The organism is Phormidium tenue FACHB-1050 (genome assembly GCF_014696925.1).
Taxonomy (GTDB): domain Bacteria; phylum Cyanobacteriota; class Cyanobacteriia; order Pseudanabaenales; family Pseudanabaenaceae; genus Pseudanabaena.
Genome location: NZ_JACJQY010000002.1, coordinates 52,514 through 76,509, shown reverse-complemented (window position 1 = coordinate 76,509; position 23,996 = coordinate 52,514). Strand labels below are relative to the sequence as shown.

The window sequence follows — 23,996 nt, the reverse complement described above, 5'->3', positions numbered from 1 at the left end:
TATCACTAGAAGCTTTCGCAAAATCTTAAGACTCTAAAACCCAAGAGGGAATGGCAGCACTTCGTGCTGCTTATTCTCTCTTGGGTTTAAATCATGATTTGCACGACGCAAATGGCGAAAAATGGTAAGAATCGCTTAGCGATTCTTACCATTTTTCGCTTTCGGCGAACTGACGTTAAAATAGTGAACGTGTTTTAAAGACTCTCTAAACTTATAATGCCAATATGTTAGGCAAGCTACTCGATCGCCGCTATCGCATTGTCAAAGAACTCGCTGAAGGAGGTTTTTCGCAAACTTACCTTGCGGAAGATCAAAAATCCCCAATGCGTCGTCAAACATCTTAATCCCACCATTGACGATCCTGTTTTTACCCAAAAGGCTCTAGAACTATTTAAAGCTGAAGCTGAAACCTTGCAAGAATTGGGAAAGCATGATCTAATTCCGCAACTTTACGCATATTTCCAAGAGAACAAAGAATTCTATCTTGTTCAAGAATTTATTGCAGGACATCCACTCAGTAAGGAAATGTCCCCAGGTAGCCAAATGGCAGAGGCGAGAGTTGCCCAAATCGTCAAAGAAGTTCTAGAAATCCTACAATTTGTCCATAAATACAATGTCATTCACCGAGATATTAAACCTAGCAACTTAATCCGTCGTCATAGTGATGGCAAGCTAGTGTTGATTGATTTTGGTACTGTCAAACAAGTACAAATGGAAGTTGCTAGCGCTCACCACAAAGCAAGGGTAACCTTACCCATTGGCACGCCTGGATATATGTCCTACGAACAAGAGCGGGGTCAATCCGTATCCTGTAGTGATATCTATTCTTTGGGAATGGTGGCTCTACAAGCTCTGACAGGCAAACATCCTAGTCAATTCCCGAGGGATCGTGATTATGAGATTAACTGGCGTAGCTATGCCAAAGTCAGCCGCGAATTTGCTTCAGTTTTAGATCGCATGACCCGATGCAATCCTCGCGATCGCTATCAGACTGTTGATGAAGTCTTAAGGGATATGGCAAAACTCCCGAAATTAAGTACAGATTCTCCTAGAATTACTGACGATAGAGATGTTAAGCCCAATCCTTGGTTGTTGCCATCAGCGATCGCTTTATTCGCATTAGCTGGCGGGACTTATTTGTTGATTACAGGATGGAATCCTTTTAAAAGCAATATCCTACCGAGCTCCCCCCCTAGTCTTTCTATCTCCACACCTAACACTGCACCGACGATCACTCCCTCCCCATCTGTTTTAGTTCAGCCTTCTGTCGCCCCTGTTCCTGATCGCAAAATCAGCTATGCTCAACTAAGTAACTATCTCCAAGCAAAAAATTGGAAAGCTGCCGATCAAGAAACCTATCTATTGCTTCTCAAGGCTGCTGGCAGTCAATCTGATCGTGATGGGACATTTCACCCCGATGAATTTAATCGGATTAGTTGCGCGGATTTGGTTTTAGTCGATCAACTATGGACACAGGCAAGTAATGGCAAGCAGGGATTAACTGCTCAGAAAAAGATTTACGAAGATTTTGCTAAAGATATTCGTAAAACATACGAAAATATTGGTTGGCTGAGTCCGACGGGTGAACTTGCGATCGATACAGCCTACGATCGCCAAACTGCGCGTTGGGAATATATCGAAGGTCGTCAACCTAATTTCAAGTCTCCGCCCGTTGGTCATCTGCCATTTTTACTACGCGATCCCAACAAAAATTTAGAGCGCATGGTTACGCTCTATCGATGCTCGTCTTAGTTCAAAACATAAAATGACTACAAAAACCAAGAATTAGCGGCGCTTCGCGCCGCTAATTCTTGGGAATAAAGTTTGTTTTTTAGTTCATAAAAGTGTGAAAACACTTTTGTGAACTGGTGTAAACGCTAAACAGGATAAAAAACATGAGATTAAATTCGTGTAAACTCTTTCTCTTGTCGATGATTGGTAGCTCTCTTAGCTCAGTATTTTTGGCTCATCCTGCGATCGCTCAAGTTGCCGAAGTCCCCAACCCTAAGTCCAATGGCGACTTTAGCACAGCCTTTCAACGTGGTAATCGAGGTTTCTATACGATTAATAAATGGTTAGTCGTGCAGTCAGCAGGATCTGGTGCAGAAGACTATGCCTTAAATTGTCGCTATACACCGAATGGACAAATTAGATCGCAAATCCTCAGAGGAGCGATCATGACTGCGGTTTTTAAGGAACCGATCAATTTAGGTCGAGCAGAGCCTCCTGATGCTGCTACCGATGCGATCGTTTTAGATAGCGAAGGTTCTCCTTGGCTGCGTGTTCAAGGGTCACAGAATGAATTAGCCTATCCAGTCAAACCAGCAAGTTTTGAGCAATTAGGAGAATGCTACGTCAAAGCAAATTTGAAGTTCATAGCTCCGATCAATCCCGATTCTGTGATTGCTTACAACAAAGAATCGCTTACATACTGTAAGAATCAGTCCTTGTATTGCCAACCCAAGCTCTTAAAATGGCTATCATTGGGGCGCACCTAATCGTTAAAGTCCGAATCCAGATATTTTTTGAAAGTGTTGCTTTGCAACACTTTCAAAAAATATCTGGTGGACTTTGCGCTGTATGGTATTGTGTTTGTGGGAATAGGTAAAAAATTTCACAAATCGAACAAATATGTTCTCAGAAGTAGTCTTTTGTGACTATTTTCTCAATGTAATGTTTTGCACAAAAAAATATATATGCAAGGGAATATGCGTATCAGATTTCACAGCCAACTATTTTATAGATTGAATTTGGCGATCGCATTACCTCTGCATATTTTAAAAATGCTTCATTATTCATGCTCCCCCATGAAAATGAAGCAGGTCGTAAGGCGCAGTTATCCGCCGCTACATAACGAGATACCTGCGCCTTGCTTTTGCTTTTGATATGGCAAAGCAAGTTTTGCTTAGGGCATAAAACCCAAGAATTGAGTGGCGACGCTTCGTGCTGCCACTCAATTCTTGGGTTTTGGTTTGTACTAGCTAACTCTTTTTTTGCTATATTACAGCGCTAACCTTTTTTATGTGAAGAATCCTGACAAATCATAGAGACGGCGAAGAATTGCCATAATTTTTTTGTCGTAATTGGTATCTTCGGCCCATCGTCCTGAAAGCTGGCTCAGTAATGGTGCAGTACCACGTTTGACAAGACTAAACCTTGGGTCAACTAGCGGCTGTACTAAGGGTTTGGTGGTGGCATAGGCTTTGAGATGTTGGATCTGCGCCCTTACCCCAATGCGCCGATCGCTAAAGCTATCACCCCTAACGCCATTACCGATCGCCCCTATACCACCAAAATTATTTTGTTCAGGTTTAACATCCCCACCAAATTGGAGAAACCCAGTTTCTAAACACATCTGACAAAATGCGATGTCATAGTTAACGCCCTCGATCGCGGCTTCTTCGCGATAGATCGCTGGTAAGTCACCATAGAGATTTAGAGGTGCTTTATTGAGCCTTAGGAGTCGTAAAAGTTGGACTTCGGAGGTAGCCCCATCGCCCATGATCCGATCAATGCTACCCGTGAGGACACGAGAACATAATTTTTCGCGTCCAGATACTTGGGCAATTCCTAAAGCATTTTGAGCTTGAACAGAATTTTGATCGAGACGATCCAACGTAAACAATGCGATCGCCCCAGCCCCAAATTGAAGAAACTGCTTTCTTCTCATAACTGTTCTGCTCTATCTAAATTAATAGTTGACCTTGTTGTAATAAACGTTAAGTAAATTTAGTGGTTTTTGACAAGGGGGATTTGACGGATATTGAGTTCTGGGGTCATTGCAACTGCGGGGATCTTGAGAGTAGGCTGATGCACTGGAAGCAAAGGGAATTAGCAAAGCGGAAGCAGAAAGAACAGAGAGTAAAAACTTCATGGGATTAGCCTTAGTTATAAATGAATTAATTGGAATAGAGTCTAAATATTTAGAGAAATCAACAAGCTCGTTGTTTCAGAAAATTTGGGATTTCAAGCCCAGCTTGATGAGTAACCTGCGAATTGCCTATATCCTGCGAATGGCCTGTGTAGAGAAGACTTTCAGAAACAGCAGAGATTAGTTCTGGGTCTTGAGTTGAGACTTTTGCTAAGTCCAGAAACAAGCTCTCGATCATCTGCATTGACTCAATGACGCGATGTTTGATCTTGATCCGATCAGTGGCTGACCAAAAGGATTGAGACTCCTCAATCGAGCAGTCAGTCATCAACAGTTCGATCTTATCCAGTAAATGATTTAGAGGGCGATCGCTGTCTTGCTGTTGATCGTCTTCAGGTTGCTGCACCAACCGAGGCTGAAAATGATGGACATAGATCGGTGGCGTGGGGAAGGCATCACTTTGCATATTTCCTCCCTTATCGCTGTGTTACTAAGTGTGGATAAACATGATGCGTGCGGCGATCGCCTACACGTTCAGCCAAATGCTTAGATAAGTGCAGCTTGGGGTACGGTAAATCCGCTAGCACCTCTAAAATGCGGCAAAAATCTCGCTGCTGCCTTCTTCCATTGAGGAAATGCGGCATTTCCGATGAATTGGAGCTTTTTTGTAAGTATTGACGCAGATTGGCGATCGCATTCCAAAAGCTACACATTTCCTCATAGGTACAAGCCAATAAAAATGCTTCGATTTCGTGCAGTAGTTGCGAAAAGCGATCGGCAATACTGGGTCGAATCGCAAACTGTGATCTTAGGGGTGATCTTTCGTTTGGGTGACTCGGTATTAATTTAAGGTGACGTTGGGGCAAATGATGGGGTGCGCTCATGTTTCAAGGCCTCTGTTTGTGAGGTTATATGAGGAAAAGTCGTTTTTTGTCGGAAAACATTATTTCCCTATTGCTATATGCACTTACCAGTGATACAAGAGTTAAATATTTCTTTATGTGAGGGTAAGTGAGTTTAGCGGTCACAGGTCGCTTGAAGTTGTATAAATCAACTGCAATAGCCCTTGTTGACAAACACAATACAATTCAAATTTCAATTTGCACACCAGAAAAAATAGTATTTTTTGTCAGTAAATACATGAATAAAACCAAGAATACTAATTAGTAAGATACTCAATTCTTTGCATTAGTTAAATACAAAGATAGTTCACTACTTATTTAGTAATTTAGAGATTCAAATTGTATTAGGCTGAAAATTATTTTCATTTAAAAGACCTTGATGAAGTCGCTAGTATGTTGCAAAAAAATAAAACAAGATTTTTAAATATTTTGTTTGCAAAAACAAGATTTTAAGATGAGTTTGTCTGCGAGTATGGATTAGCTAATACCTGAAAGCCTTTATTTATGTAGATATATCAGAAAAGACAAGAAAAAATTGGTACATATCCAAGCCAATGTCAGACTAAATCAGGATTTAGAAAAAAGCTGGATAAATCCATTGCAAATACAAAAATATATGTTATTTATCTAACGTGAAAAAACAAGAATATGTTGATTTAATTATCTGCAATTGCTGTAATTAGTCATTATAAAAATGTGACTCATTAGTTTGCTAGATAAATTTAGATAGCAAGTAGATCGCAAGACAAATTCAAACAAATGCAAAACATTTATTTGAATTCTAAAATTTGAATCCTAAAGTTAATCCCAACTTTTGCATTACTAATCCGATACCGAGACATTACATTGAGAGGAGTTACGACCATGACTACGATGACTATTGAAGATGCGATCGCAATTGTTGATGCAGTCCTACAGCACAAGCGATTGAGTAATATTCAGGAGCAAGTATTTCGCCAAACATGGAATGGCAAGACTTACGCTGAGATTGCTGAGACTTGCGGATACGATTCTTCTTATATTCGTGACGTGGGTTATCGTCTTTGGAAGATCTTGTCCGATGCTTTTAATGAGCGAGTGACTAAGCATAATCTCCAAGTCGTGGTGCGGACTCAAGCCAATAATTTTCAGGTTAAGCCCTCTCAACAGGAGTCAAATCAGCCGAGCGCTCACAATCTACTGAGTCTCGTCAATCCTCACAATCCTGAGGCTACGGATCTCAATATCAAACGCTGTGACTGGGGTAATGCGATCGATACTTCAATTTTTTATGGTCGTACCGAAGAACTAGCCACAGTTAAAAATTGGGTGATTAGCGATCGCTGCCGTCTGTTGGGAGTATTTGGTATGGGCGGTATCGGTAAAACCGCCTTTGCTACTAAACTCGCTGAACAGGTGCAATCAGAATTTACATTGATTGCTTGGAAATCCCTACGCAATGCGCCCACCGTAGAAATAATGCTTGCCGAATTGGTCAGCTTTTTGACCAACCAAGCGATCGCCACTTTGCCTCCAGATTTAAACAGTCTCTTGGGTATGTTCATTCCTGTCCTAAAACAATCACGCTGCTTGATCGTGTTGGACAATGTGGAATCAATCCTTCGCAGTGGTGAAACCACAGGACAATATAGTGAAGGCTATGAAGGCTATGGTGAAATGTTCCGTCAAGTTGGTGAAGTACGTCATCAAAGTTGCTTGATTTTGACCAGTCGCGAAAAACCCCATGATGTTTTGCCTCCCGATAGTAGCGATCGCATGGTACGTTCTCTGCAATTGGCTGGATTGAAGGAAGAAGCGCGGCAAATGTTTCAACCAGAATTGGCGATTGCCCCTGCAACTCGCAAGCTGATCGATTTCTACTGCGGAAATCCTCTCGCTCTGACAGTGGTATCACGTTCGATTAACAGCATGTTCGATGGTGATATTCAAGAGTTTCTCGATCAAGATGCAAATGTGTTCGGCGATATTCGTTATCTTCTCGATCAACAATATGGTCGCCTTTCGGAACGTGAGCAACAGGTCATGTATTGGCTAGCGATTGAGCGCGAACCGATCACCACCGACAATCTACGTCAAGACATCGTACCAATGGTTTCTAAGTCCCAAATTCTGGAATCAGTGATTTCTCTACGCTGGCGATCGCTAATTGAGAAGAATGCCAATAGCTTCACACAGCAGCCTGTGGTAATGGAATATATGACCGATCGCTTGATCGATATGGCTTACAACTCGGCGATTGAGCGTAGTCCCGAATTCCTAATGAGCTATGCCCTTGTCCAACACCGTGCCGAAGACTATATTCGAGAAACCCAGATTCGCCACATCTTGCAACCTCTAACCAATCGTCTCTTGGCGCACTATGGCAGCGTTGATACTTTGCAACGTGAATTACATAGCTTGCTTGAGACTTTACGCGATCACCAAACAGCGATCGGCTATGCCCAAGGCAATATCATGAATCTGTTGCGTGCTTCGCAAACCGATCTCACCAACAGCTTTTGTCGTTTCCCTGAACGGGTAACTGAGCATTCTGATCTACAAATTTTAGAGAGATTGCTCGAAAGCGATCGCGCTGGTGGACTTGCTACATGGGATCACCGCATTCCTTGGGCAAATAATCCCCTCGCTCAACAAACTTCCGAATCCAAAACCCAAATCCGCAGCAAAAACCTCTATTACCAATGGACAGAAGGTTCTCTCGAACAGTTGCAACAGGAACTGAAGCAACAACCCAAATTTCGCAAGAAATACCATGCTTGGTTAAATGAGACAGAATTTGCAGCGATCGATGCTGATTTTGAAGCTGTGAAAATTACTGACACGCTCAACCAACCCGTTGATGCCAGATTGGTTTTCATCAATGAGGTCAAAATTGTTGAGCCTCCTGTCGGACTGCCCACACCTAGTGAGCGCCGCACTCAAGTGAGAAAGAGAAAGCAAGAGTTGCAAGCCAATCGTTCTAAGCGGCTTGGTTAAACAAAACTGCTTAAAACCAGAAGATGAGTGGCGGCGCGAAGCGCCGCCACTCATTGCTTATTTTGCGAGAAGACGAAAATTAACTTGCTAGGACGTTAAGGAAATGCAAAAATATTGACGTTAGCAGTGACTGAAATGATTATGCTCGGTAAAACCTTGACTGGGCGCTATAAAATCGTCAAACAACTTGGCGGCGGCGGCTTTAGCCAAACCTTTATTGCAGAAGATGGATATCTGCCCGATCGCCCTACCTGTGTGATCAAGCAGCTTAAGCCTGCGTCATCACAAGCAGAAATTTTAAAAATCTCCCGTGAACTATTCGATAAAGAAGCAAAAGTGCTTTATAAATTGGGACGGCATGAATGTATCCCCAGTTTATTAGCGCACTTTGAAGAAGACGAAGAATTTTTTCTCGCTCAAGAATTGATTGAAGGCGATGTCTTGACCCAAGAAATTAAGCGTGGTCAATGTTTGGGAGAGCAGTATACGATTGATTTTCTCACTGATATTTTGCCGACCCTCGATTTTGTCCATCATCAACAAGTAATTCACCGTGACATCAAACCCAGTAATCTGATCCGTCGGGCTAGTGACAAAAAAATTGTCTTAATTGATTTTGGGGCAGTTAAAGAAGTTAGCACTCAGCCAATTAGTCAGCTAGGACATACTTCCAGCTTGGTAATTGGCTCTCCTGGATATATGCCAAATGAGCAATATAGTGGCAAAACCATGTTTGCCAGTGACATCTATGCGATCGGTGTAATTGCCATCCAAGCCCTTACGGGAGTATTACCGAATCAGATTCCTGAAGATCCACGTACTAGCGAGTTTTGTTGGCGCGATCGCGCAAAAGTCACGCCTACATTGGCAGATGTAATTGATAAAATGGTTCGCTTTGATTTTCGCCAACGCTATCAATCAGCAAATGATGTATTGGAAGCACTACAACCTTTACTAATGCAGTCCCAAGCCCAGACTGTTTTTAGCGAAGCTATACCCCTAATTCTTTCTGAATTACCACCAGTTCCTCATCCTCCTGAAAAAACTAATAAGAGTCATCTAGAACAGCTAATTGATGAAGTATCTGATGATCTGGAAATGAGCGAAGATCCTGTAAGAGCTAAGAAGCTAGTATGTCTGGTATGTACTGGTATTCTGGAAAACGATCTCACTCGTCTCAATAATTTTAGTTTTGTAGAACTATTGGAAGACTTATATAAACAATATCCAAGTATTGATGCTCTAAAAGAGAACTTAGTAAAATCTGTGAGGACGATCGCTGTCCAAAAACAGCGTCAATACTTGATTGTTGCCAAAATAGTTTTTAATGCAGCCTCTAAACTTTACCAACAAACACCAGCATCAGTAATTGCAGAACCAATAAGTTCTTCTCAATTCAAACCAAATTCTCAAACAGTTAGTCAACCAGTCGCTTATTCAGTAAACCATCTAGTAATTAATGCAGGCTCCGCACAACTGATTGCGCCGATTGATTCTTCTCCACATAGCTCCATTCAAGAACCTCTCAACTCACTTATTGCAGAAGCCTCCTCGGATCAACAGTTCAGCTTTACTGAAGATGAATTACCAGATCCATACCTCAACGATGACTCTGATATTTATGCATGGGTGTCCCATAGCATTGATACAGATGCTCAGCAAATGCGTCTAAAAAAACTCTTGTTTTATACCTATCAAGATGTTTGGGAGAGTGATCTGCGTCAATTAAATAGCGTTGATTGGGCAAGTCTTTTGAGAGAGTTAGTTTCATTCATGCCTACTTTTCAGCAATTGACAGCTCTACTCCATGAGTCAGTTCAGAGGGTTTCCAAACCTGCGGAATATGCTGTTATCGGTAATTTGCTACTTAGCAAGTTAGAGCCTCTTTATCCCGATCGCAGTTATGAAAATAATTTGGCAGTAGTCAATCCTGCGATCGCCCCACCAAGCGCCCCCATTAGCAGCCAACCTAATCATCAAATCCGCAGTAAAATCCCCTTTGATCCTCAAATTGCAGTTGATCTATTTGACTTGCGATTGGAACTGATGCGATTTACAAGTTCTATGCGGGCAAAGATTTTACTTTTTTCTGTGCTGTACTATCCCTTCGATCCTGATCGCGATAATTGGCATGATTTGAGAACTCATGGGCTTGATGGACTGCTACGACAGTTATTTTATGCTTATTCATCCTACGAGAAAGCTGAAAAAGAGATCTGGCAAACAGCGCGATCGCTAAGTGAACCCAGTGCTTACGATCAGTCAGCTAGTTATATTCTTCAGGCTGTCAAGACTTTATATGACCAGATTGAGGCTAAATCAATGTTGCATCCTGCGGAAGGTAACCTATCCCAATCCGATGATACTGATTTTACTCAACCAAGTTTACTCTTCCGCAGCAGCGATGATGACACTTGCCAGTTTATCTAAAAGAGAGTTCGGTGCGGAGCGCCGAACTCTCTTTTAGGTTTAGCAAAATCCAAGCTAAAGTATAGATGGCAACGTTCTTTAGTTGGTTTCTGTGCAAGAAGATTTTCGGTTAATTGTTGATTTAGTAACTGTTCTTGCAGCAGCCTCGTTTGGCGGATTACTGGCGGCGGCTCTGCGATTACCAGTTTTGTTGGGCTACATCTTTGGTGGCATTGTTGTGGGTCCAACGGGTTTAGGGCTGATCAAAGAATTGATTCAGGTAGAAACCCTTGCCCAGTTTGGGGTTGCCTTTTTGCTGTTTGCCCTTGGTGTTGAGTTTTCGCTGAAGCAATTAAATAAGGTGAGAGCGATCGCCCTTGGTGGTGGTAGCTTACAAGTTTTGTTGACGATCGCTCTCACTACAGCCGTATCAGTATTTGTAGGATGGGTGGATACCCCAACCCAAGGAATCTTCCTCGGTGGAATTTTGTCGCTGTCATCAACGGCAGTGGTGCTACGCAGTTTGATGGAAACCAATGCCACTGAGTCCGCACAGGGACAGGTAACACTGGGGATGTTGATCATCCAAGATTTAGCACTCGGTTTGATGCTGGCGGTGTTGCCCGCATTGGATCATCCTGAGTCAGTGGGGATCGAAGTAATCAAAGCTTTGTCGGTAACAGCTTTATTTGCTGGTGGCGCGATCGCCGCAGGGATCTGGGTGATTCCTCCGTTTTTGCGGTGGGTAGCGAGTACCGAGAGCCGCGAATTATTTTTGCTAAGCGTGATCGTGCTGTGCTTAGGGATTGCACTTCTGACTGAGCAGTTGGGCTTATCGATTGAGATGGGCGCGTTCGTTGCAGGTTTGATGATTTCTGAGGTGGAATATGCCGATCAAGCACTCACCTATGTTGAACCACTGCGAGATGTGTTTGCGACTTTATTTTTTGCAGCGATCGGGATGCTGATCGATCCTGTATTTCTGATCCAAAACTGGGAATTAATTCTCAGCCTTGTGGCGATCGTGATGATCGGTAAATTTTTAATCGTCGTACCTTTAGTAAGCTTTTTCCGCTATCCCTTACGAGTCGCCATTTTTGCGGGATTAGGTTTAGCCCAAATTGGAGAATTCTCGTTTGTACTAGCTAGTGAAGGACAGAAATTAGGCTTAGTATCGCGTCGGGTATATCTACTAATTTTAGGAACAACTGCCGTAACTTTGATGGTTACGCCATTCTTGCTCAAGGCAACACCACAGATCTTAGAATTGCTCGAAAAAGTGCCATTTCTTCAAGCTTGGATGAATAAGTTGGATATGCCCCAAGAACTTGCGGCAAATGCGGAACTCCATGATCATGTGGTGGTTTGTGGTTACGGTCGGATCGGTCAAGGGATTGTCACTTTGTTGCAGTCTAAGGGCTATCCTGTGCTGGTAATTGAAGATGCAGAATCTAAGGTGGAAATTCTGCGATCGCGAAATATTCCCTATCTATACGGTAATTGCGCCAGTCCGTTCGTTCTCGAAAAAGCAGAAATCGACCATGCGCGATCAATGTTAATCGCAATTTCTGACCCGATCGCGACGAGATTGGCTGTGCAGAGAGCAATATCTATTTCTCCAGAAATTGATATTGTAGTCAGAGCTGAAAAAGATGCTGATATCGATACTCTTTACCAACTTGGTGCGAAGGAAGTAGTGCATCCCACCTTTGAGACAAGTTTGGAGTTGACTACACATCTACTCCTATGTCTAGGTGAAAGTACTCAAGATATCCAGACAGAAATTATTGCGGTACGTCGTAGCCGATATGCAAATTTCCGTCCTGAAATTGCCTGTGCATTACCAATAGTCCCTCTATTGCCACCTACCACCAATCTTGTTGAGATTGATGGCAATGCTTCTTGAACTAACAGCTAAAAAACACAAATAAAGAAATGCTATGAACACAGGATTATATGAGACAGACTTTTATGGCTGGACTTTGGAGCAGTCCAAGCTTCTGTCCTTAGGGCATTTAGATAGTTTGGATTTGTTGAATTTGGTTGAGGAAATAGGGGCTTTGGGTAAGCTAAAGCAGCAAGAATTATCGAATCGATTGGGGGTATTGATTGGACATCTTTTGAAATGGCAGTATCAACCCACAAAGCGATCTCGCAGTTGGCAGGTCACAATTCAGTTACAAAGAGAAGAAATTCAAGATCTGTTAGCGGATAACCCTAGCTTAAAATCTTACTTAGATAAAGCCCTGCTTAAGGGATATCGCTTAGGATTAGCGCTAATTTTGGCGGAAACCCCAATCAAGAAAAGTATCTTGCCCAATGAATGTCCCTATAGCCTTGAGCAGTTGCTTGACTTGAGTTTTCCTGATGATATTGGTGTGGAATTTTGATAAAGTTCAATTCTCGATTAATTGCTAAAAATTTCAAATTTTTGCTGCTTGGTCTTACCACTTATTTCCTTACGGCTTGCCAAGGTTCATATATTGGCAGTTCATTGGAAAATGCGATCGCTCCCGCTAGTCCATCTTCTTCTGAGGCGATCGCCGAAAATCCCAATCAACCAACACCGATCGCCACATCACCCAGTCCAACCCCAACTACAAACTCTGAACCAAAACCTGAAATAAAACCAACTAATTCTCCTAATAGTTTAGTTAATCCTGTTAATAGTGATCGTTGGTCTAGTCCAATGAAGGCGATCGCTCTACAATCCTTACCGAAAAAAGCAACCTCAGAGACAAACTCCCTCAAAGAACTATTTTTTATAAACTTTACTAATTCCCAAAAGCAATCTGGTGAATTTAGTGATTTGGACGCAGCACCTGCTCCACTTAAGAATTGGATTAAAGACTTAAATAAATTAGGAACAATCACTCCCAAAACTGGACAACAATTTAAGCCAAATATTTTAGTAGCTCGTCGTGAATATGCACGATGGTTATTAGAAACCAATAATCGTCTCTATAAAAATCAACCTAGTCGCCAAATTCGTCTTGCACAACCAACCGATAGCGCTAGTTTTACTGATATTCCTAATAATCATCCTGACTTTGGCATCATTCAAGGTTTAGCCAATGCAGGGCTAATTGTTGGAATAGGCGATAGTTTTCGTCCCAATGATCCTTTGCTCCGTGAAGAACTGGTGCAATGGAAAATCCCCCTCGATCTGAGACAACCATTGCCCATCGCGACCTTAGAGTCTGTCAGCAAATCATGGGGATTTAAAGATAGCAATCGCATTAGTGAAAATGCTTTGAATGCAATTTTTGCCGATGCTCAACTCCGCGATCTCTCTAACATTCGACGTAGCTTTGGCTTTACGACCTTATTACAACCGCAGAAACCCGTTACTCGCGCTGAGGCGGCTGCCTCACTCTGGTATTTTGGTACTGCGGTGGATGGTCTCTCAGTTAGTAAGGTCTTAGAAACTGATAGATAATTAAAATTATGGACACAGGAGAAAAGCGATGGTTCAAACCTTACAGGCTTCAAAGCTCAGCTTATATGATGTCAAAAACAAATTTCACTTACATCAAGATAGAAACGATACATTTTTTACTGACTTATTAGTTTCGGCTCCTGCGCTTAGTGAATTTGAGAAACAACAACTGGATCGCACAAGGCAACAATACCTTTATCTTGCGGATCGACCACTGCTAGAAGTAACAGTCAAGATGGTTACTTTGTCTCCATTGCTTTCCCTTGCAGGTTTTTATGATCCGCCTTTCTATACAACCTTAGAAGAATCGATCGAGTTAGTGTCTCAGGATGGAGTGGAAGTGGTGCGAGGGCAAATTGATGTCTTAGTACTACAACAATCAATCTGGATATTGGTAATCGAAGCTAAAAGCATTCAATATGATGTGATGGTGGCTTTGCCGCAGGCTTTAACTTATATGATTTCTAGTCCTAACGCTACCAAGACAAGATTTGGATTGATTACTAATGGACGAGAATTTCGCTTTATCAAGCTAGATTCTGAAGCTGAACCAATTTATACCCTATCCAAAGTTTTTTCCTTGTCTGAGTCAGAAAATCAGTTATACGAGGTACTACAAATTTTAAAATCTCTTGGTCAGTTAGTTATTTGACTACCCTCTTACCCAAGAATTAGTGGCGCATCACGACGAAAGCGAAAAAAAGTAAGAATCGCTAAGCGATTCTTCCTATTTTTCGCTTTCGTCTATATCTCACGTATCAAGTCCAAACCCAAATAAACTAAGGCGGAGCAAAGCGCCGCCTTAGTTTATTTGGGTTTTACATCCTTAGCAAAACTTACATTGCTACATTTCCAGTGCAACTCCAAAAGCAGGATAGCGGCGCGAAGTGCCGCTATCCTGCTTTTGGGCAAAATGAAAAGCCACGCTTTTCATTTTGCAATTTTTGATATAGAGACGCTAGAATATTAGCAATTGTTATTGTTGAGAAAATTATATAGATTATGTCGCAGTATCAACGTATCGAGTACTTAATCGGGAAAGATGGCAAAATCGTTGAGCGAGCGATTGACATATCTGGCAGTGAATGCGTTGCAATCACTGCTGAAATTGAGTCGAATTTAGGGAAAGTCGAAACTCGCCAATTATTATCCAGTTATTACGAGACCTCTGGACAAAATCTTGACCGCAATGCGATCGAGCAAGTTCAGTATGATCAATTACCCTAATTTGCTGTAGATACGTGTGCTATTTAGGTTGTATTAGTGAACCTAAATGTTTTCTAAAACTTATTGAATTTACCTACTGCTTGAGTCTTGCGAACTTTCTCGATAGCAATGATTGAGGCACTCACAGGTAAAAGTAATTGGCAAGCCAATTACTTTAGTTTGAGAATTTATTTCAATAAAGTTAAGATGCTTGCCCTGTTCTGGGTAAAATTGTGATCAAGAAATTAAGAATTGTTAAAGATTTGCTTATGTAGAGATTTGCCATGGTGATTCAAACTCCCCTGTTGATATCAGAGTCGAGCGCAACTAAAAGGCTGCGAAATATTTTTGCGTCCGTTGATGCCATGAGCTGTCCGCATAGGCTGAATTTTCATCTGCATACGGTGCATTCTGACGGAAAAATGCAGCCAGTGGATTTGATTCAGCAGGCGATCGCTTTACGGGTCTCTGATCTTGCCATTACCGATCACCATGCGATCGCAGGATATTACATTGCCAAAAAATATCTTGATCGATCAATCAGTCAATCTAGCGATCCCCAGTCTTTGCCAACACTTTGGTCAGGTATTGAGGTAAATGCCAGCCTAATTTTTACACAAGTGCATATTCTGGGCTATGGGTTTGATCCCGAACATAAGGCGATGCTTCCCTATTTGCAGGGTAAAACTACCGCAGGTTTAGACTATCAAGCAATTAGTGTAATTAAGGCAATGCATTTGGCTGGAGGTTTAGCAGTATTAGCTCACCCTGCACGATATCGGCGATCGCCTGAGGACTTGATCCCAGCAGCCGCCGCCTTAGGCATTGATGGTGTAGAGACTTATTATGGCTATGACAATAGTGATCCTTGGAAACCAAGTCCGCGCCAGACCGAAGAAATTCGTCATCTTGCTGAATCTCACGGATTAATGCATACCTGTGGAACTGACTCCCACGGGTTTAAAATTAGTAAAAGACTTTAAATAAGAAGCCCTGCTAAGCAGGGCTTCTTATTTGTTGCATTGTCTGCTTTTCCCCTATGGCTAAAGTATAACTACTAGGACAAATCAAAACCCAAGAAGCAAGTAGCGGCGCTTCGCGCCGCCACTTGCTTCTTGGGTTTGTATACTAAAAAGACAGGCGACAGCAAAACAATCAGAATTATCGTTAAGGGAAAAATGACCGAAAAACCAAAAGTAATCGTCGTTGGTGCAGGTTGGGCGGGACTAGGCGCAACCTATCAACTCACCAAACAAGGCTATGACGTAACCTTATTAGAGGCGGGATCGCAAGCTGGGGGATTGGTTGCAGGATGGAAAACCGAAAAGGGGCGATCGGTCGAAGCAGGAATTCATGGATTTTGGTATCCCTACCGTAATATTTTTTCCCTAGTCAAAGAATTAGAGCTTGATCCCTTCACGCCTTGGACGCGATCAGCGCAATACTCTCCCGCAGGTTTAGAAGTTGAATCCCCAATTTTTCAAGACTTACCACGATTACCTTCACCCCTTGGCACATTTGCTTATACGCAGTTTAAAAGATTGCCATTAAGCGATCGCCTTTCTGCACTGCCATTAATGTATGCAGTTGTAGATTTTGATAACTCTGACGATGCATGGAAGCGTTACGACGGTATCACTGCCCGCGAACTATTCCGTCAATATGGCGTATCGGAACGGCTTTATCGCGAATCCTTTGAGCCAATGCTGTTAGTTGGTTTATTTGCTCCAGGAGAACAATGCTCGGCAGCAGCAGCCTTAGGAATGCTGTATTACTTCATCTTGGCGCATCAAGCAGATTTTGACGTGGTTTGGTGTCGTGGCACAGTTGGCGAAAAAATCTTTAAACCTTGGTGCGATCGCATTAAAAGTCTTGGTGGCAAAATCCTCACTGATCGCCGCGTCAGTGATGTCCAAGTTGATGATTCTGGCAAAGTTACAGGGGTAATTTGTGGCAATGAAAGCTTTGAAGCCGATGCTGTAATCTTTTCCGTAGGCATTTCGGGAATGCAGAAAATTGTCTCTAGTAGCCCTGCTTTACAAAAACGTAGAGAATTCCGTAACTTGATGAACTTAGGTGCGATCGATGTATTGGCGGTAAGGCTATGGTTAGATCGCAAAATCAATATTCCCCGTCCATCCAATGCCTGCTTTGGCTTTGATGTGACTACAGGCTGGACATTTTTTGATCTCAATGCGCTGCAAGATGAATATGCTGACGAAACTGGCTCCGTGATCGAAGTCGATTTTTATCATGCAAATCAATTCTTGCCCCTCGATAATCAAGAAATTGTGGCGATCGTCCAGAAATATCTTGTTTCCTGTTTACCAGAATTTGAAACAGCTAAAGTTATCGATAGCAGTGTAATTCGCTTGCCTCGTGCAGTGACCCATTTTGCCCCTGGCAGTTATCAGCATTTGCTTAGAGCCATTACCAGTTTCCCAAATTTATATATGAGTGGGGATTGGGTAATTACCAATCATGGCTCATGGTCACAGGAAAAAGCCTATGTCACAGGTTTAGAAGCAGCAAATCTAGTGATTCAACAATTTAGTCATGGCAACATGACTAAGATTTTGCCGATTGAATCCGATGAACCTCATATCCAGATTGCGCGATCGCTCAATCAAACCCTAAGAAATATGGCAAAATCCTTGATTCCTAATTTCTCACTGCCATAATTAAGTTTGAATTTTGCTGTGCCTAAGGTGCAACAAAATTCAAACCTGCCTACATAATTAGCTTGTAATCAATGTAAAATTGGATACGGTTAGACCAACCTAATAAAACTTTTTTATGCTCTTAACAGAACAAGCTCCCTCGACTCCTAAAAATACTCTCGGTTGTGTCTTAGTGGTGGAGGACGAAGCGATTATTCAAGAGGCGATCGCATTATCTTTGCGTGAAGAAGGTTACAGTGTTTTACTGGCTGAAGATGGTTACAGTGCTTTGCAAGTTGCGAAGACTGCGGCAAGACTGGATTTAGTGATTTTGGATGTGATGTTGCCATCAATAAATGGATTAGACTTCTGCCGCATTTTGCGTCACGAAGGCAATAATGTTCCTGTATTGATGATTAGTGCTAGGGGTAATGAATCTGATCGGATTGTCGGCTTAGAGGTTGGAGCTGATGATTATCTCAGTAAGCCATTTGGGATGAGAGAACTCGTAGCCCGTTGCCGCGCTTTGTTACGCCGTAGCCGTCGTGACTTTGTGGCAACTAATGCCACGGTTTATAAGTTTGGAGATATCACCATGTATCCCGATGAGTGTCGGGTTACGATTAACGAAACGGAAATCAATCTTTCTCCAAAGGAATTTCGGTTGCTTGATCTATTTATGAGTCATCCGCGTCGGGTGTGGTCACGAGAGCAGCTACTAGAAAAAGTCTGGGGAGTGGACTTTGTGGGTGATAGCAAAACTGTTGATGTACATATCCGTTGGTTACGTGAAAAAATCGAAGTTGATCCTAGTGATCCTAAGCATATTGTGACTGTCAGAGGCTTTGGCTATCGTTTAGGGTAAATAAAGGGAAGGGAGTCTTTGACTCCCTTCCCTTTATTTTATAGCTGTCGCCAGTCTTTGTTCCTACGTTTTGCGCTCAAACGAACCACAAGAAACTATTTGAAAGCAACGCTTTCAAATAGTTTCTTGTGGTTCGTTTGATTGGTAACTAACTGTAGGTTATATAGCAAAAAAAGAGTTAGCTAGTACAAACCAAAACCCAAGAATCGAGTGGCGGCGCGAAGTGCCGCCACTCGATTCTTGGGTTTTATGTCCTAAACAAAACTTGCGTTGCTATAAAACCTAAGAAACAAGTGACGGCGCAATGCGCCGCCACTCGTTTTCAATAAGTAATACCTAAGCACAAAATGGCGTAGACATTTTGTTTTGTGCTTTTAAAACCCTTACAGGGTTTGTTTTTTAATTCGCAGAAGTGTGGCAACACTTTTGTGAATTGGTATAACTACACTAAAAAGAGAGAGGTGGTTCATTGCGCCACCTTTCTCTTTTTGCTGTTTGATTTTCTAACTAATTAAATACAAAATATTTATAATTTTTCTACTTTTTTGTGGCTTTCCTGACTTTTTAAGCTCTTATTCTACTAAACAAGTTAAGCGATTTGTACGGTTAGTTTATCAATAGTTGTTTGATAAATTAAACCTTAACAATGAAGTCTAATCAGCAAATTTTCTGAAATATATAACATATTATGGCTGAGGGGAATACCAAAAATATCATTAATATGGTAATTGATTTTTTTTAGCGATAATCATATTAATTAATCCAGAAAATTAAATTAAAAACTTTGTTGTTTACTAAGTGCTAAGACCCTAATTTAGTATGAATTCTAAGTAAGTAGAAAGTTATGCATATATTTATCAATGTCTTAGAAGAGATAATTGTTAAAGAAGTTAGAATTCAAATCGAAGAACTACGCCCAGAGATACAACCAAAAGTCAAAGTTGCCGAAGCTGTAGCCTACACACTTAATCGACTTCCACCTTTATTTGCCACGTCAATGATTGGCTGGAAATATCAATATGACTATGCTTTAAATGAACTCCATCCTCAAATTTCTCAAACAGTCACGCATGGTATTAAGGCTATTTTATTTGGCGATCCATTACATGACTCTACGCCTTTACCTAAGCATTTATTCCTAAATAGCGCAGGAGTATTACATCAACTTAATCAACTACTCAAGCGCAAATATTTACGATGGCGTGATGTCCCCATCATTGTTAGAGAAATGTCTGAACAATGTTCGCACTTTAGCCAAATTAATAATTCAGAGGATCAAACAGTAATTCAAGGGCTTGAAGAAACTCGATTACAAGATGTTAGTCATTTAAATCACCAACATCGAGCGGTACTTTCTAGCTCAAAACGGTTTATGCAAAAGCAGCTTGTTCAAAAGCAGCAGGAAGCCTTTCGCCTAGAATTGGAAAAAGCTTGGGATTCTCATCTAAAAACCTCCGAAGGTTCATGGTCTAGCGATAAACGAGCTAAGGATGCTTTAGAAATGGAATATAGAGCTTTAGAATCCTATACTTTAGGTGCTCAATTAGGAATAATAAATGTATTAGAACATCTTGTGTTTCTAATAATAGGGAAAGCCACACCTCCCGACCTAGATCAACAATTTAACAAAGGCGAGGTAGCTGCCTACGCACTCAATCGACTGCCAGTTATGTATGCTACCAGTGTCCGTGGATTTCAGCATTTAAGACAAAAAGCTATTTCTGAGCTTTCTCGCGAACTCATTGGCAATGTGCGGACTGGCATCATGAAAGTCCTGAAGATTCCTCATACAGAGTTGCAACCGATCGCTGCTTATCGCTTTACTCAAGAATACGAACAAGCAATTTTAGATTTACGGACTTTATTAGGACGCAATGATATTACTTTGCATAATGTTGTGGCGATTGTACAAGACTTATTGTTATGTCAATCTGCATCAAGGCAATGATGTTGGATTATCTTGATGAACTAGTAGTTCTGGTACAGGATCGTATCCGCCCATATTCCAAGGATGACAACTGCATACTCTTTTAATAGTCAGTCCACCACCTTTAAATAAACCAAAGCGATCGATCGCTGTCAAAGCATATTGCGAGCAAGTAGGTTGAAACCGACATCTCGGCGGAAATAATGGTGAAATAAATAATCGATAAAACTGAATCAATAAAATGACAAGTTTTTTCATGAATGTTTTCGTGACTGCGTTAGGCTATTGATAAAGCTGTCGCCACCCAACTTCAAAGAAGCGTGATGCGGCGCTATACAATGCCTCACGCTTCTTAGGGTTTAGCACAGCAGCTATGTAGCTCCATTTTAACGTTTCTATCCTAATATTCTGATGTCATCCTCTAAAACTGTCACGATCGCTGTTATTCAAGCATCTCTCAATGCTGATATCGCTACTAACGTCACTAAAATATCCGACTTAGTTAGCAAAGCAGCCTATCAAGGCGCACAGGTAATTTTGCCACCAGAATTATTTGAAGGGTCATACTTTTGTCGGGAAGAGCGCGATTATTTTTTTGATTGGGCGCAACCTGTAGAAAACCATCCAACGATCGCCCATTTTCAAAAGCTAGCTCAAGAACTAAATGTAGTCATACCTGTCTCGTTTTTTGAGAAGTCAGGACAGGTCTATTACAACAGTCTCACTATGGTTGATGCTGATGGCTCATTGCTGGGAGTCTATCGCAAAAGTCATATTCCCGATGGACCTGGTTACGAAGAAAAGTTTTATTTTCGTGGTGGCGATACAGGCTTTAAAGTTTGGGACACTGCTTTTGGAAAAATTGGCGTGGGCATTTGTTGGGATCAGTGGTTTCCCGAATGTGCCAGAGCAATGGTATTGATGGGAGCCGAAATTTTGTTATACCCCACGGCGATCGGTTCCGAGCCAGAGGAGCCAAATCTAAATACGAAAGATCCTTGGCAGAGAGCGATGATCGGTCATGCCGTCAGCAATGTAATTCCTGTAGCTGCGGCAAATCGGATTGGGCTAGAGGGAAATCAAACTTTTTATGGTCATTCCTTTATTGCTAACCATCGCGGCGATAAGGTTGCCGAGTTAAACGACACTGAAGAAGGTGTGATCTTAGCTAGTTTTGATCTTGATCAAGTCCGACTTAATCGCGCATCCTTTGGATTTTTCCGTGATCGCCGCCCAGATTTATATCAGGTTTTATTGTCCCCCTAAAAATAGAGATGTCGCTTTGCGACATCTCTATTTTTAAACCCAAGACCAACGTCGCTTTTGAGCGTTGGTCTTACCAATTTCCAGTCTTTGTGATCGCGTCGGCATTGGCTCAATCACAGTCGTAATATCTGATAGTGAATTGACCCTCAACTCATGGGTAAAGGTATTACATTGATAGACCGTGGCAGTATCGATATCCAGAGCCGATAACCATCCACTTTTAGGGTGATAACCACCAGTATCAATATCTAGCCATCCCTTACCTAGCACTAAATTCCCTGGTTTCACTCCTGGAAAAACAAAGGTAATCGTATGTCCAGTGATAATAATTTTGTCTTCAAAGAAAGGTTCTGTCGCACTATGAAATTCTTCACGAATCCAACAAAACTCAGCCGCACCCTGTAATTCAAGCGGTAAACTTGGATTTAAGCCAGCATGAACTAGCCATACGTCACCTAAATCCATATAAAGTGGCAATTGCTGCATCCATGCCAAATGTGCTTCTGGCAGATTAGCAGCTCCATAACTTTCTAGGGTTTTAGAACCACCATTCAGTATCCATCCCTTCCAAATCAAAGATTCTTCGCTACTGCCAAAAGCATCAAGACACATTTGCTCATGATTTCCCTTGAGGCAAATGTGATTATTGCTCATTACCCAGTTGACAACATCGGCGCTGCGCTCGCCGCGATCGATTAAGTCGCCCAAAAAAAACAATTTGTCAGTATGACTGCACTTAATAAAGTCAATTAACTTCATTAAGCCATCAAATTGACCATGAATATCGCCGAATACAAATCGAGTCAACTTATCTCACCCCATATCACAAATGGTGAAGCTAAAAACACATAGTATTGAAGTCTAGCGACTGGTATGCATGAGATGTAGCGGTCTAGCATTTTTTTCAAGACAGATACAACTTAGAAGAAACTTTATCTTCACATCTACTGTCTATATTTTAGGACAGATTTTCCTTGCTTTCGCTTCATTTTGTCTCTTGTCATAATCGGGAATTTCGTAATTTATCACAATCTATGACATATAAAGCTTTGTGAGGTAATTACTATATCAATGTCAGTTTTGCTTAATACATAAAACCCAAAAGAGGCGGCGCAATGCGCCGCCTCTTTTGGGTTTTGATTTGTTCTACTCCCTTCCCCAAGTATTAGCAGTGCGGCGCTTCGCGCCACACTGCTAATACTTGAGTTTTAATGTTTATTTTTAGCCTATAGCAGTCCTAAATCATTTGTAGATTTTTGGGGTTTGTGGAAGCGCACCCCGAAGGGGTGCGCTTCCACAAACCATTTAGGATTGCTATATAGCAATTTAAGCTTTGCTATAGAAGGGGAGTAGCTATTTTGTGAATTAAAAATTAGAAGACGAATGGCGGCGCGAAGCGCCGCCATTCGTCTGCTGGAATAAGTAGGTCTTGTGAGCGACATGCTACTTATTTCTAATTTGTAGGGTTTAATTAACAAGCGGCACAGTTTTTTTATTTTTATGTTCAATGGATTTATTAGTATCAATAAGCCAGCATCTATTACGGCTCATGATTGCGTGAGTCGGTTACGCAAGTTACTCAAACAAAAGAAAATTGGTCATGGTGGTACTCTTGATCCAATGGCAACAGGAGTTTTACCGATCGCCGTTGGTAATGCCACACGACTTTTAAGATTTTTACCAGAGGGCAAAGCCTATGTTGCCAAAATTCGCTTTGGGTTGGTTACCAATACCGATGACATTACAGGTGAAGTAATTAGCGATCGCCCCTGTCCAACTTTAACGCTTACCGAAATTCAAAAATTCTTACCTTCATTTCAAGGCAAAATTACTCAGCGTCCACCCGCTTTTAGTGCAATTCAAGTTAATGGTAAACGTCTTTACGATTTGGCGCGTCGAGGGGAGATCACATTAGATGACGTACCAATGCGTGAGGTAGAAATCACCGAAATTCGGATCTTAAATTGGGCTGAAGGGGAATATCCAGAATTAGATGTAGCGATCGCCTGTGGGTCAGGTACATATATTCGCTCGATCGCGCGGGACTTAGGAGAAAAGCTGGGTTGTGGGGCGACTTTATCGGGGCTAGTTCGCACTTATAGCAATGGTTTTGACTTAGATTCTAGTTTGACGTTTGATCAGGTTGAGGAGCTTTTGCGATCGCATAGTCTCGAAGTACTTGCACCTGATCATGGCTTGCATTTTTTACCAATGGTGACTCTTGACGAGAATAAAACAAAACTTTGGTGTATGGGACAGGCGATCACGATTCCCGATAATTTTTCTAACTTAGGCGCAGAAAATATTTATTTACGAATGTGCGACCCAAATCAGAATTTTCTAGGTGTTAGCGAAGTTGTCGAAGCTGCGATGCAACCAATAGTTGTTTTACATCCCATAAATTAGATTTATGCCAAAGCACAAAATGGCTTTGCCATTTTGTGCTTTGAAAACCCTTGCTGGATTTGTTTCCCC

At 41.7% G+C, this 23,996-nt stretch carries 21 protein-coding genes; 15 read left to right on the top strand and 6 right to left on the bottom strand.

Annotated elements, in window-relative coordinates; all coding sequences use genetic code 11:
- Positions 1–300: 300 nt before the first annotated feature.
- Both H6G05_RS01805 and H6G05_RS01800 read left to right on the top strand, forming a co-directional pair.
- Positions 301–1,752, top strand: a complete 1,452-nt coding sequence (locus tag H6G05_RS01805; RefSeq protein ID WP_190575797.1) for a serine/threonine-protein kinase — start codon at positions 301–303, stop codon at positions 1,750–1,752.
- A gap of 143 nt (positions 1,753–1,895) precedes the next feature.
- Complete coding sequence (locus H6G05_RS01800; RefSeq protein WP_190575795.1) at positions 1,896–2,498, top strand: hypothetical protein; 603 nt, start codon at positions 1,896–1,898, stop codon at positions 2,496–2,498.
- A 521-nt stretch (positions 2,499–3,019) separates the two neighbouring features.
- Here H6G05_RS01800 and H6G05_RS01795 read toward each other — a convergent pair.
- Genes H6G05_RS01795 through H6G05_RS01780 form a run of 4 tightly spaced genes read right to left on the bottom strand, consistent with a single transcriptional unit; the run spans position 3,020 to position 4,755 of the window.
- Entirely contained in the window at positions 3,020–3,670 is a 651-nt protein-coding gene (locus H6G05_RS01795; RefSeq protein WP_190575793.1) for a glucosaminidase domain-containing protein, read from the bottom strand.
- Between the two features lie 21 nt (positions 3,671–3,691).
- Positions 3,692–3,874, bottom strand: a complete 183-nt coding sequence (locus tag H6G05_RS01790; RefSeq protein WP_190575791.1) for a hypothetical protein — start codon at positions 3,872–3,874, stop codon at positions 3,692–3,694.
- Between the two features lie 58 nt (positions 3,875–3,932).
- Complete coding sequence (locus tag H6G05_RS01785) at positions 3,933–4,337, bottom strand: hypothetical protein (RefSeq protein ID WP_190575789.1); 405 nt, start codon at positions 4,335–4,337, stop codon at positions 3,933–3,935.
- 10 nt (positions 4,338–4,347) lie between these two features.
- A complete protein-coding gene (locus tag H6G05_RS01780; RefSeq protein WP_190575787.1) occupies positions 4,348–4,755 on the bottom strand; it encodes a hypothetical protein in 408 nt (135 codons plus the stop codon).
- A gap of 882 nt (positions 4,756–5,637) precedes the next feature.
- Between H6G05_RS01780 and H6G05_RS01775 the strand changes: the two genes are divergently transcribed.
- The 11 genes from H6G05_RS01775 (at position 5,638) to H6G05_RS01725 (ending at position 20,276) form a co-directional block, all read left to right on the top strand.
- A complete protein-coding gene (locus H6G05_RS01775; protein ID WP_190575785.1) occupies positions 5,638–7,749 on the top strand; it encodes an NB-ARC domain-containing protein in 2,112 nt (703 codons plus the stop codon).
- Positions 7,750–7,884: 135 nt separating this feature from the next.
- Positions 7,885–10,179 carry a serine/threonine-protein kinase gene (locus H6G05_RS01770; protein ID WP_242025192.1) on the top strand — a complete coding sequence of 765 codons (2,295 nt, stop codon included), beginning with the start codon at positions 7,885–7,887 and terminating at the stop codon, positions 10,177–10,179.
- A gap of 91 nt (positions 10,180–10,270) precedes the next feature.
- A complete protein-coding gene (locus tag H6G05_RS01765) occupies positions 10,271–12,064 on the top strand; it encodes a cation:proton antiporter (protein ID WP_190575782.1) in 1,794 nt (597 codons plus the stop codon).
- A 34-nt stretch (positions 12,065–12,098) separates the two neighbouring features.
- Complete coding sequence (locus tag H6G05_RS01760) at positions 12,099–12,548, top strand: DUF29 domain-containing protein (protein ID WP_190575780.1); 450 nt, start codon at positions 12,099–12,101, stop codon at positions 12,546–12,548.
- A 41-nt stretch (positions 12,549–12,589) separates the two neighbouring features.
- Complete coding sequence (locus H6G05_RS01755; protein ID WP_190575778.1) at positions 12,590–13,597, top strand: S-layer homology domain-containing protein; 1,008 nt, start codon at positions 12,590–12,592, stop codon at positions 13,595–13,597.
- A gap of 28 nt (positions 13,598–13,625) precedes the next feature.
- Complete coding sequence (locus H6G05_RS01750; RefSeq protein ID WP_190575776.1) at positions 13,626–14,249, top strand: type I restriction endonuclease; 624 nt, start codon at positions 13,626–13,628, stop codon at positions 14,247–14,249.
- 350 nt (positions 14,250–14,599) lie between these two features.
- Positions 14,600–14,824 (top strand): DUF2997 domain-containing protein, encoded by a 225-nt coding sequence (locus H6G05_RS01745; protein ID WP_190575774.1) that lies wholly within the window; start codon positions 14,600–14,602, stop codon positions 14,822–14,824.
- Between the two features lie 263 nt (positions 14,825–15,087).
- Positions 15,088–15,786: a PHP domain-containing protein gene (locus H6G05_RS01740; protein WP_190575772.1), complete on the top strand. Its 699-nt coding sequence runs from the start codon at positions 15,088–15,090 to the stop codon at positions 15,784–15,786.
- A 195-nt stretch (positions 15,787–15,981) separates the two neighbouring features.
- A complete protein-coding gene (locus H6G05_RS01735) occupies positions 15,982–17,484 on the top strand; it encodes a hydroxysqualene dehydroxylase (protein WP_190575770.1) in 1,503 nt (500 codons plus the stop codon).
- Between the two features lie 115 nt (positions 17,485–17,599).
- The gene (locus H6G05_RS01730) at positions 17,600–18,328 is read left to right on the top strand and encodes a winged helix-turn-helix domain-containing protein (protein WP_190575768.1); all 729 of its coding nucleotides are present in this window, start codon (positions 17,600–17,602) and stop codon (positions 18,326–18,328) included.
- Between the two features lie 844 nt (positions 18,329–19,172).
- A complete protein-coding gene (locus tag H6G05_RS01725; RefSeq protein WP_190575767.1) occupies positions 19,173–20,276 on the top strand; it encodes a late competence development ComFB family protein in 1,104 nt (367 codons plus the stop codon).
- Here the strand turns inward: H6G05_RS01725 and yidD are convergent.
- On the bottom strand, positions 20,265–20,513 hold the full coding sequence (yidD, locus tag H6G05_RS01720; protein ID WP_190575765.1) for a membrane protein insertion efficiency factor YidD: 249 nt from the start codon (positions 20,511–20,513) through the stop codon (positions 20,265–20,267). The two genes, H6G05_RS01725 and yidD, sit on opposite strands and share 12 nt — an antisense overlap.
- Before the next feature lie 153 nt (positions 20,514–20,666).
- Between yidD and aguB the strand changes: the two genes are divergently transcribed.
- Positions 20,667–21,521, top strand: coding sequence for an N-carbamoylputrescine amidase (gene aguB, locus H6G05_RS01715; protein WP_190575763.1), 855 nt, complete (start codon positions 20,667–20,669; stop codon positions 21,519–21,521).
- A 33-nt stretch (positions 21,522–21,554) separates the two neighbouring features.
- Here the strand turns inward: aguB and H6G05_RS01710 are convergent, their stop codons facing one another.
- On the bottom strand, positions 21,555–22,328 hold the full coding sequence (locus H6G05_RS01710) for a metallophosphoesterase family protein (RefSeq protein WP_190575761.1): 774 nt from the start codon (positions 22,326–22,328) through the stop codon (positions 21,555–21,557).
- A 693-nt stretch (positions 22,329–23,021) separates the two neighbouring features.
- On the opposite strand from H6G05_RS01710, the gene truB reads away from it, so the two are divergent.
- Positions 23,022–23,927 (top strand): tRNA pseudouridine(55) synthase TruB, encoded by a 906-nt coding sequence (gene truB, locus H6G05_RS01705; protein ID WP_190575760.1) that lies wholly within the window; start codon positions 23,022–23,024, stop codon positions 23,925–23,927.
- Positions 23,928–23,996: the final 69 nt, after the last annotated feature.

Bases quoted from the DNA above. Each gene is read 5' to 3' on its own strand.
- H6G05_RS01800 (WP_190575795.1), top strand. From the start codon at position 1,896: ATGAGATTAAATTCGTGTAAACTCTTTCTCTTGTCGATGATTGGTAGC.
- H6G05_RS01795 (WP_190575793.1), bottom strand. From the start codon at position 3,670: ATGAGAAGAAAGCAGTTTCTTCAATTTGGGGCTGGGGCGATCGCATTG.
- H6G05_RS01790 (WP_190575791.1), bottom strand. From the start codon at position 3,874: ATGAAGTTTTTACTCTCTGTTCTTTCTGCTTCCGCTTTGCTAATTCCC.
- H6G05_RS01785 (WP_190575789.1), bottom strand. From the start codon at position 4,337: ATGCAAAGTGATGCCTTCCCCACGCCACCGATCTATGTCCATCATTTT.
- H6G05_RS01780 (WP_190575787.1), bottom strand. From the start codon at position 4,755: ATGAGCGCACCCCATCATTTGCCCCAACGTCACCTTAAATTAATACCG.
- H6G05_RS01775 (WP_190575785.1), top strand. From the start codon at position 5,638: ATGACTACGATGACTATTGAAGATGCGATCGCAATTGTTGATGCAGTC.
- H6G05_RS01770 (WP_242025192.1), top strand. From the start codon at position 7,885: ATGATTATGCTCGGTAAAACCTTGACTGGGCGCTATAAAATCGTCAAA.
- H6G05_RS01760 (WP_190575780.1), top strand. From the start codon at position 12,099: ATGAACACAGGATTATATGAGACAGACTTTTATGGCTGGACTTTGGAG.
- H6G05_RS01750 (WP_190575776.1), top strand. From the start codon at position 13,626: ATGGTTCAAACCTTACAGGCTTCAAAGCTCAGCTTATATGATGTCAAA.
- H6G05_RS01745 (WP_190575774.1), top strand. From the start codon at position 14,600: ATGTCGCAGTATCAACGTATCGAGTACTTAATCGGGAAAGATGGCAAA.
- H6G05_RS01740 (WP_190575772.1), top strand. From the start codon at position 15,088: ATGGTGATTCAAACTCCCCTGTTGATATCAGAGTCGAGCGCAACTAAA.
- H6G05_RS01735 (WP_190575770.1), top strand. From the start codon at position 15,982: ATGACCGAAAAACCAAAAGTAATCGTCGTTGGTGCAGGTTGGGCGGGA.
- H6G05_RS01730 (WP_190575768.1), top strand. From the start codon at position 17,600: ATGCTCTTAACAGAACAAGCTCCCTCGACTCCTAAAAATACTCTCGGT.
- H6G05_RS01725 (WP_190575767.1), top strand. From the start codon at position 19,173: ATGCATATATTTATCAATGTCTTAGAAGAGATAATTGTTAAAGAAGTT.
- yidD (WP_190575765.1), bottom strand. From the start codon at position 20,513: ATGAAAAAACTTGTCATTTTATTGATTCAGTTTTATCGATTATTTATT.
- aguB (WP_190575763.1), top strand. From the start codon at position 20,667: ATGTCATCCTCTAAAACTGTCACGATCGCTGTTATTCAAGCATCTCTC.
- truB (WP_190575760.1), top strand. From the start codon at position 23,022: ATGTTCAATGGATTTATTAGTATCAATAAGCCAGCATCTATTACGGCT.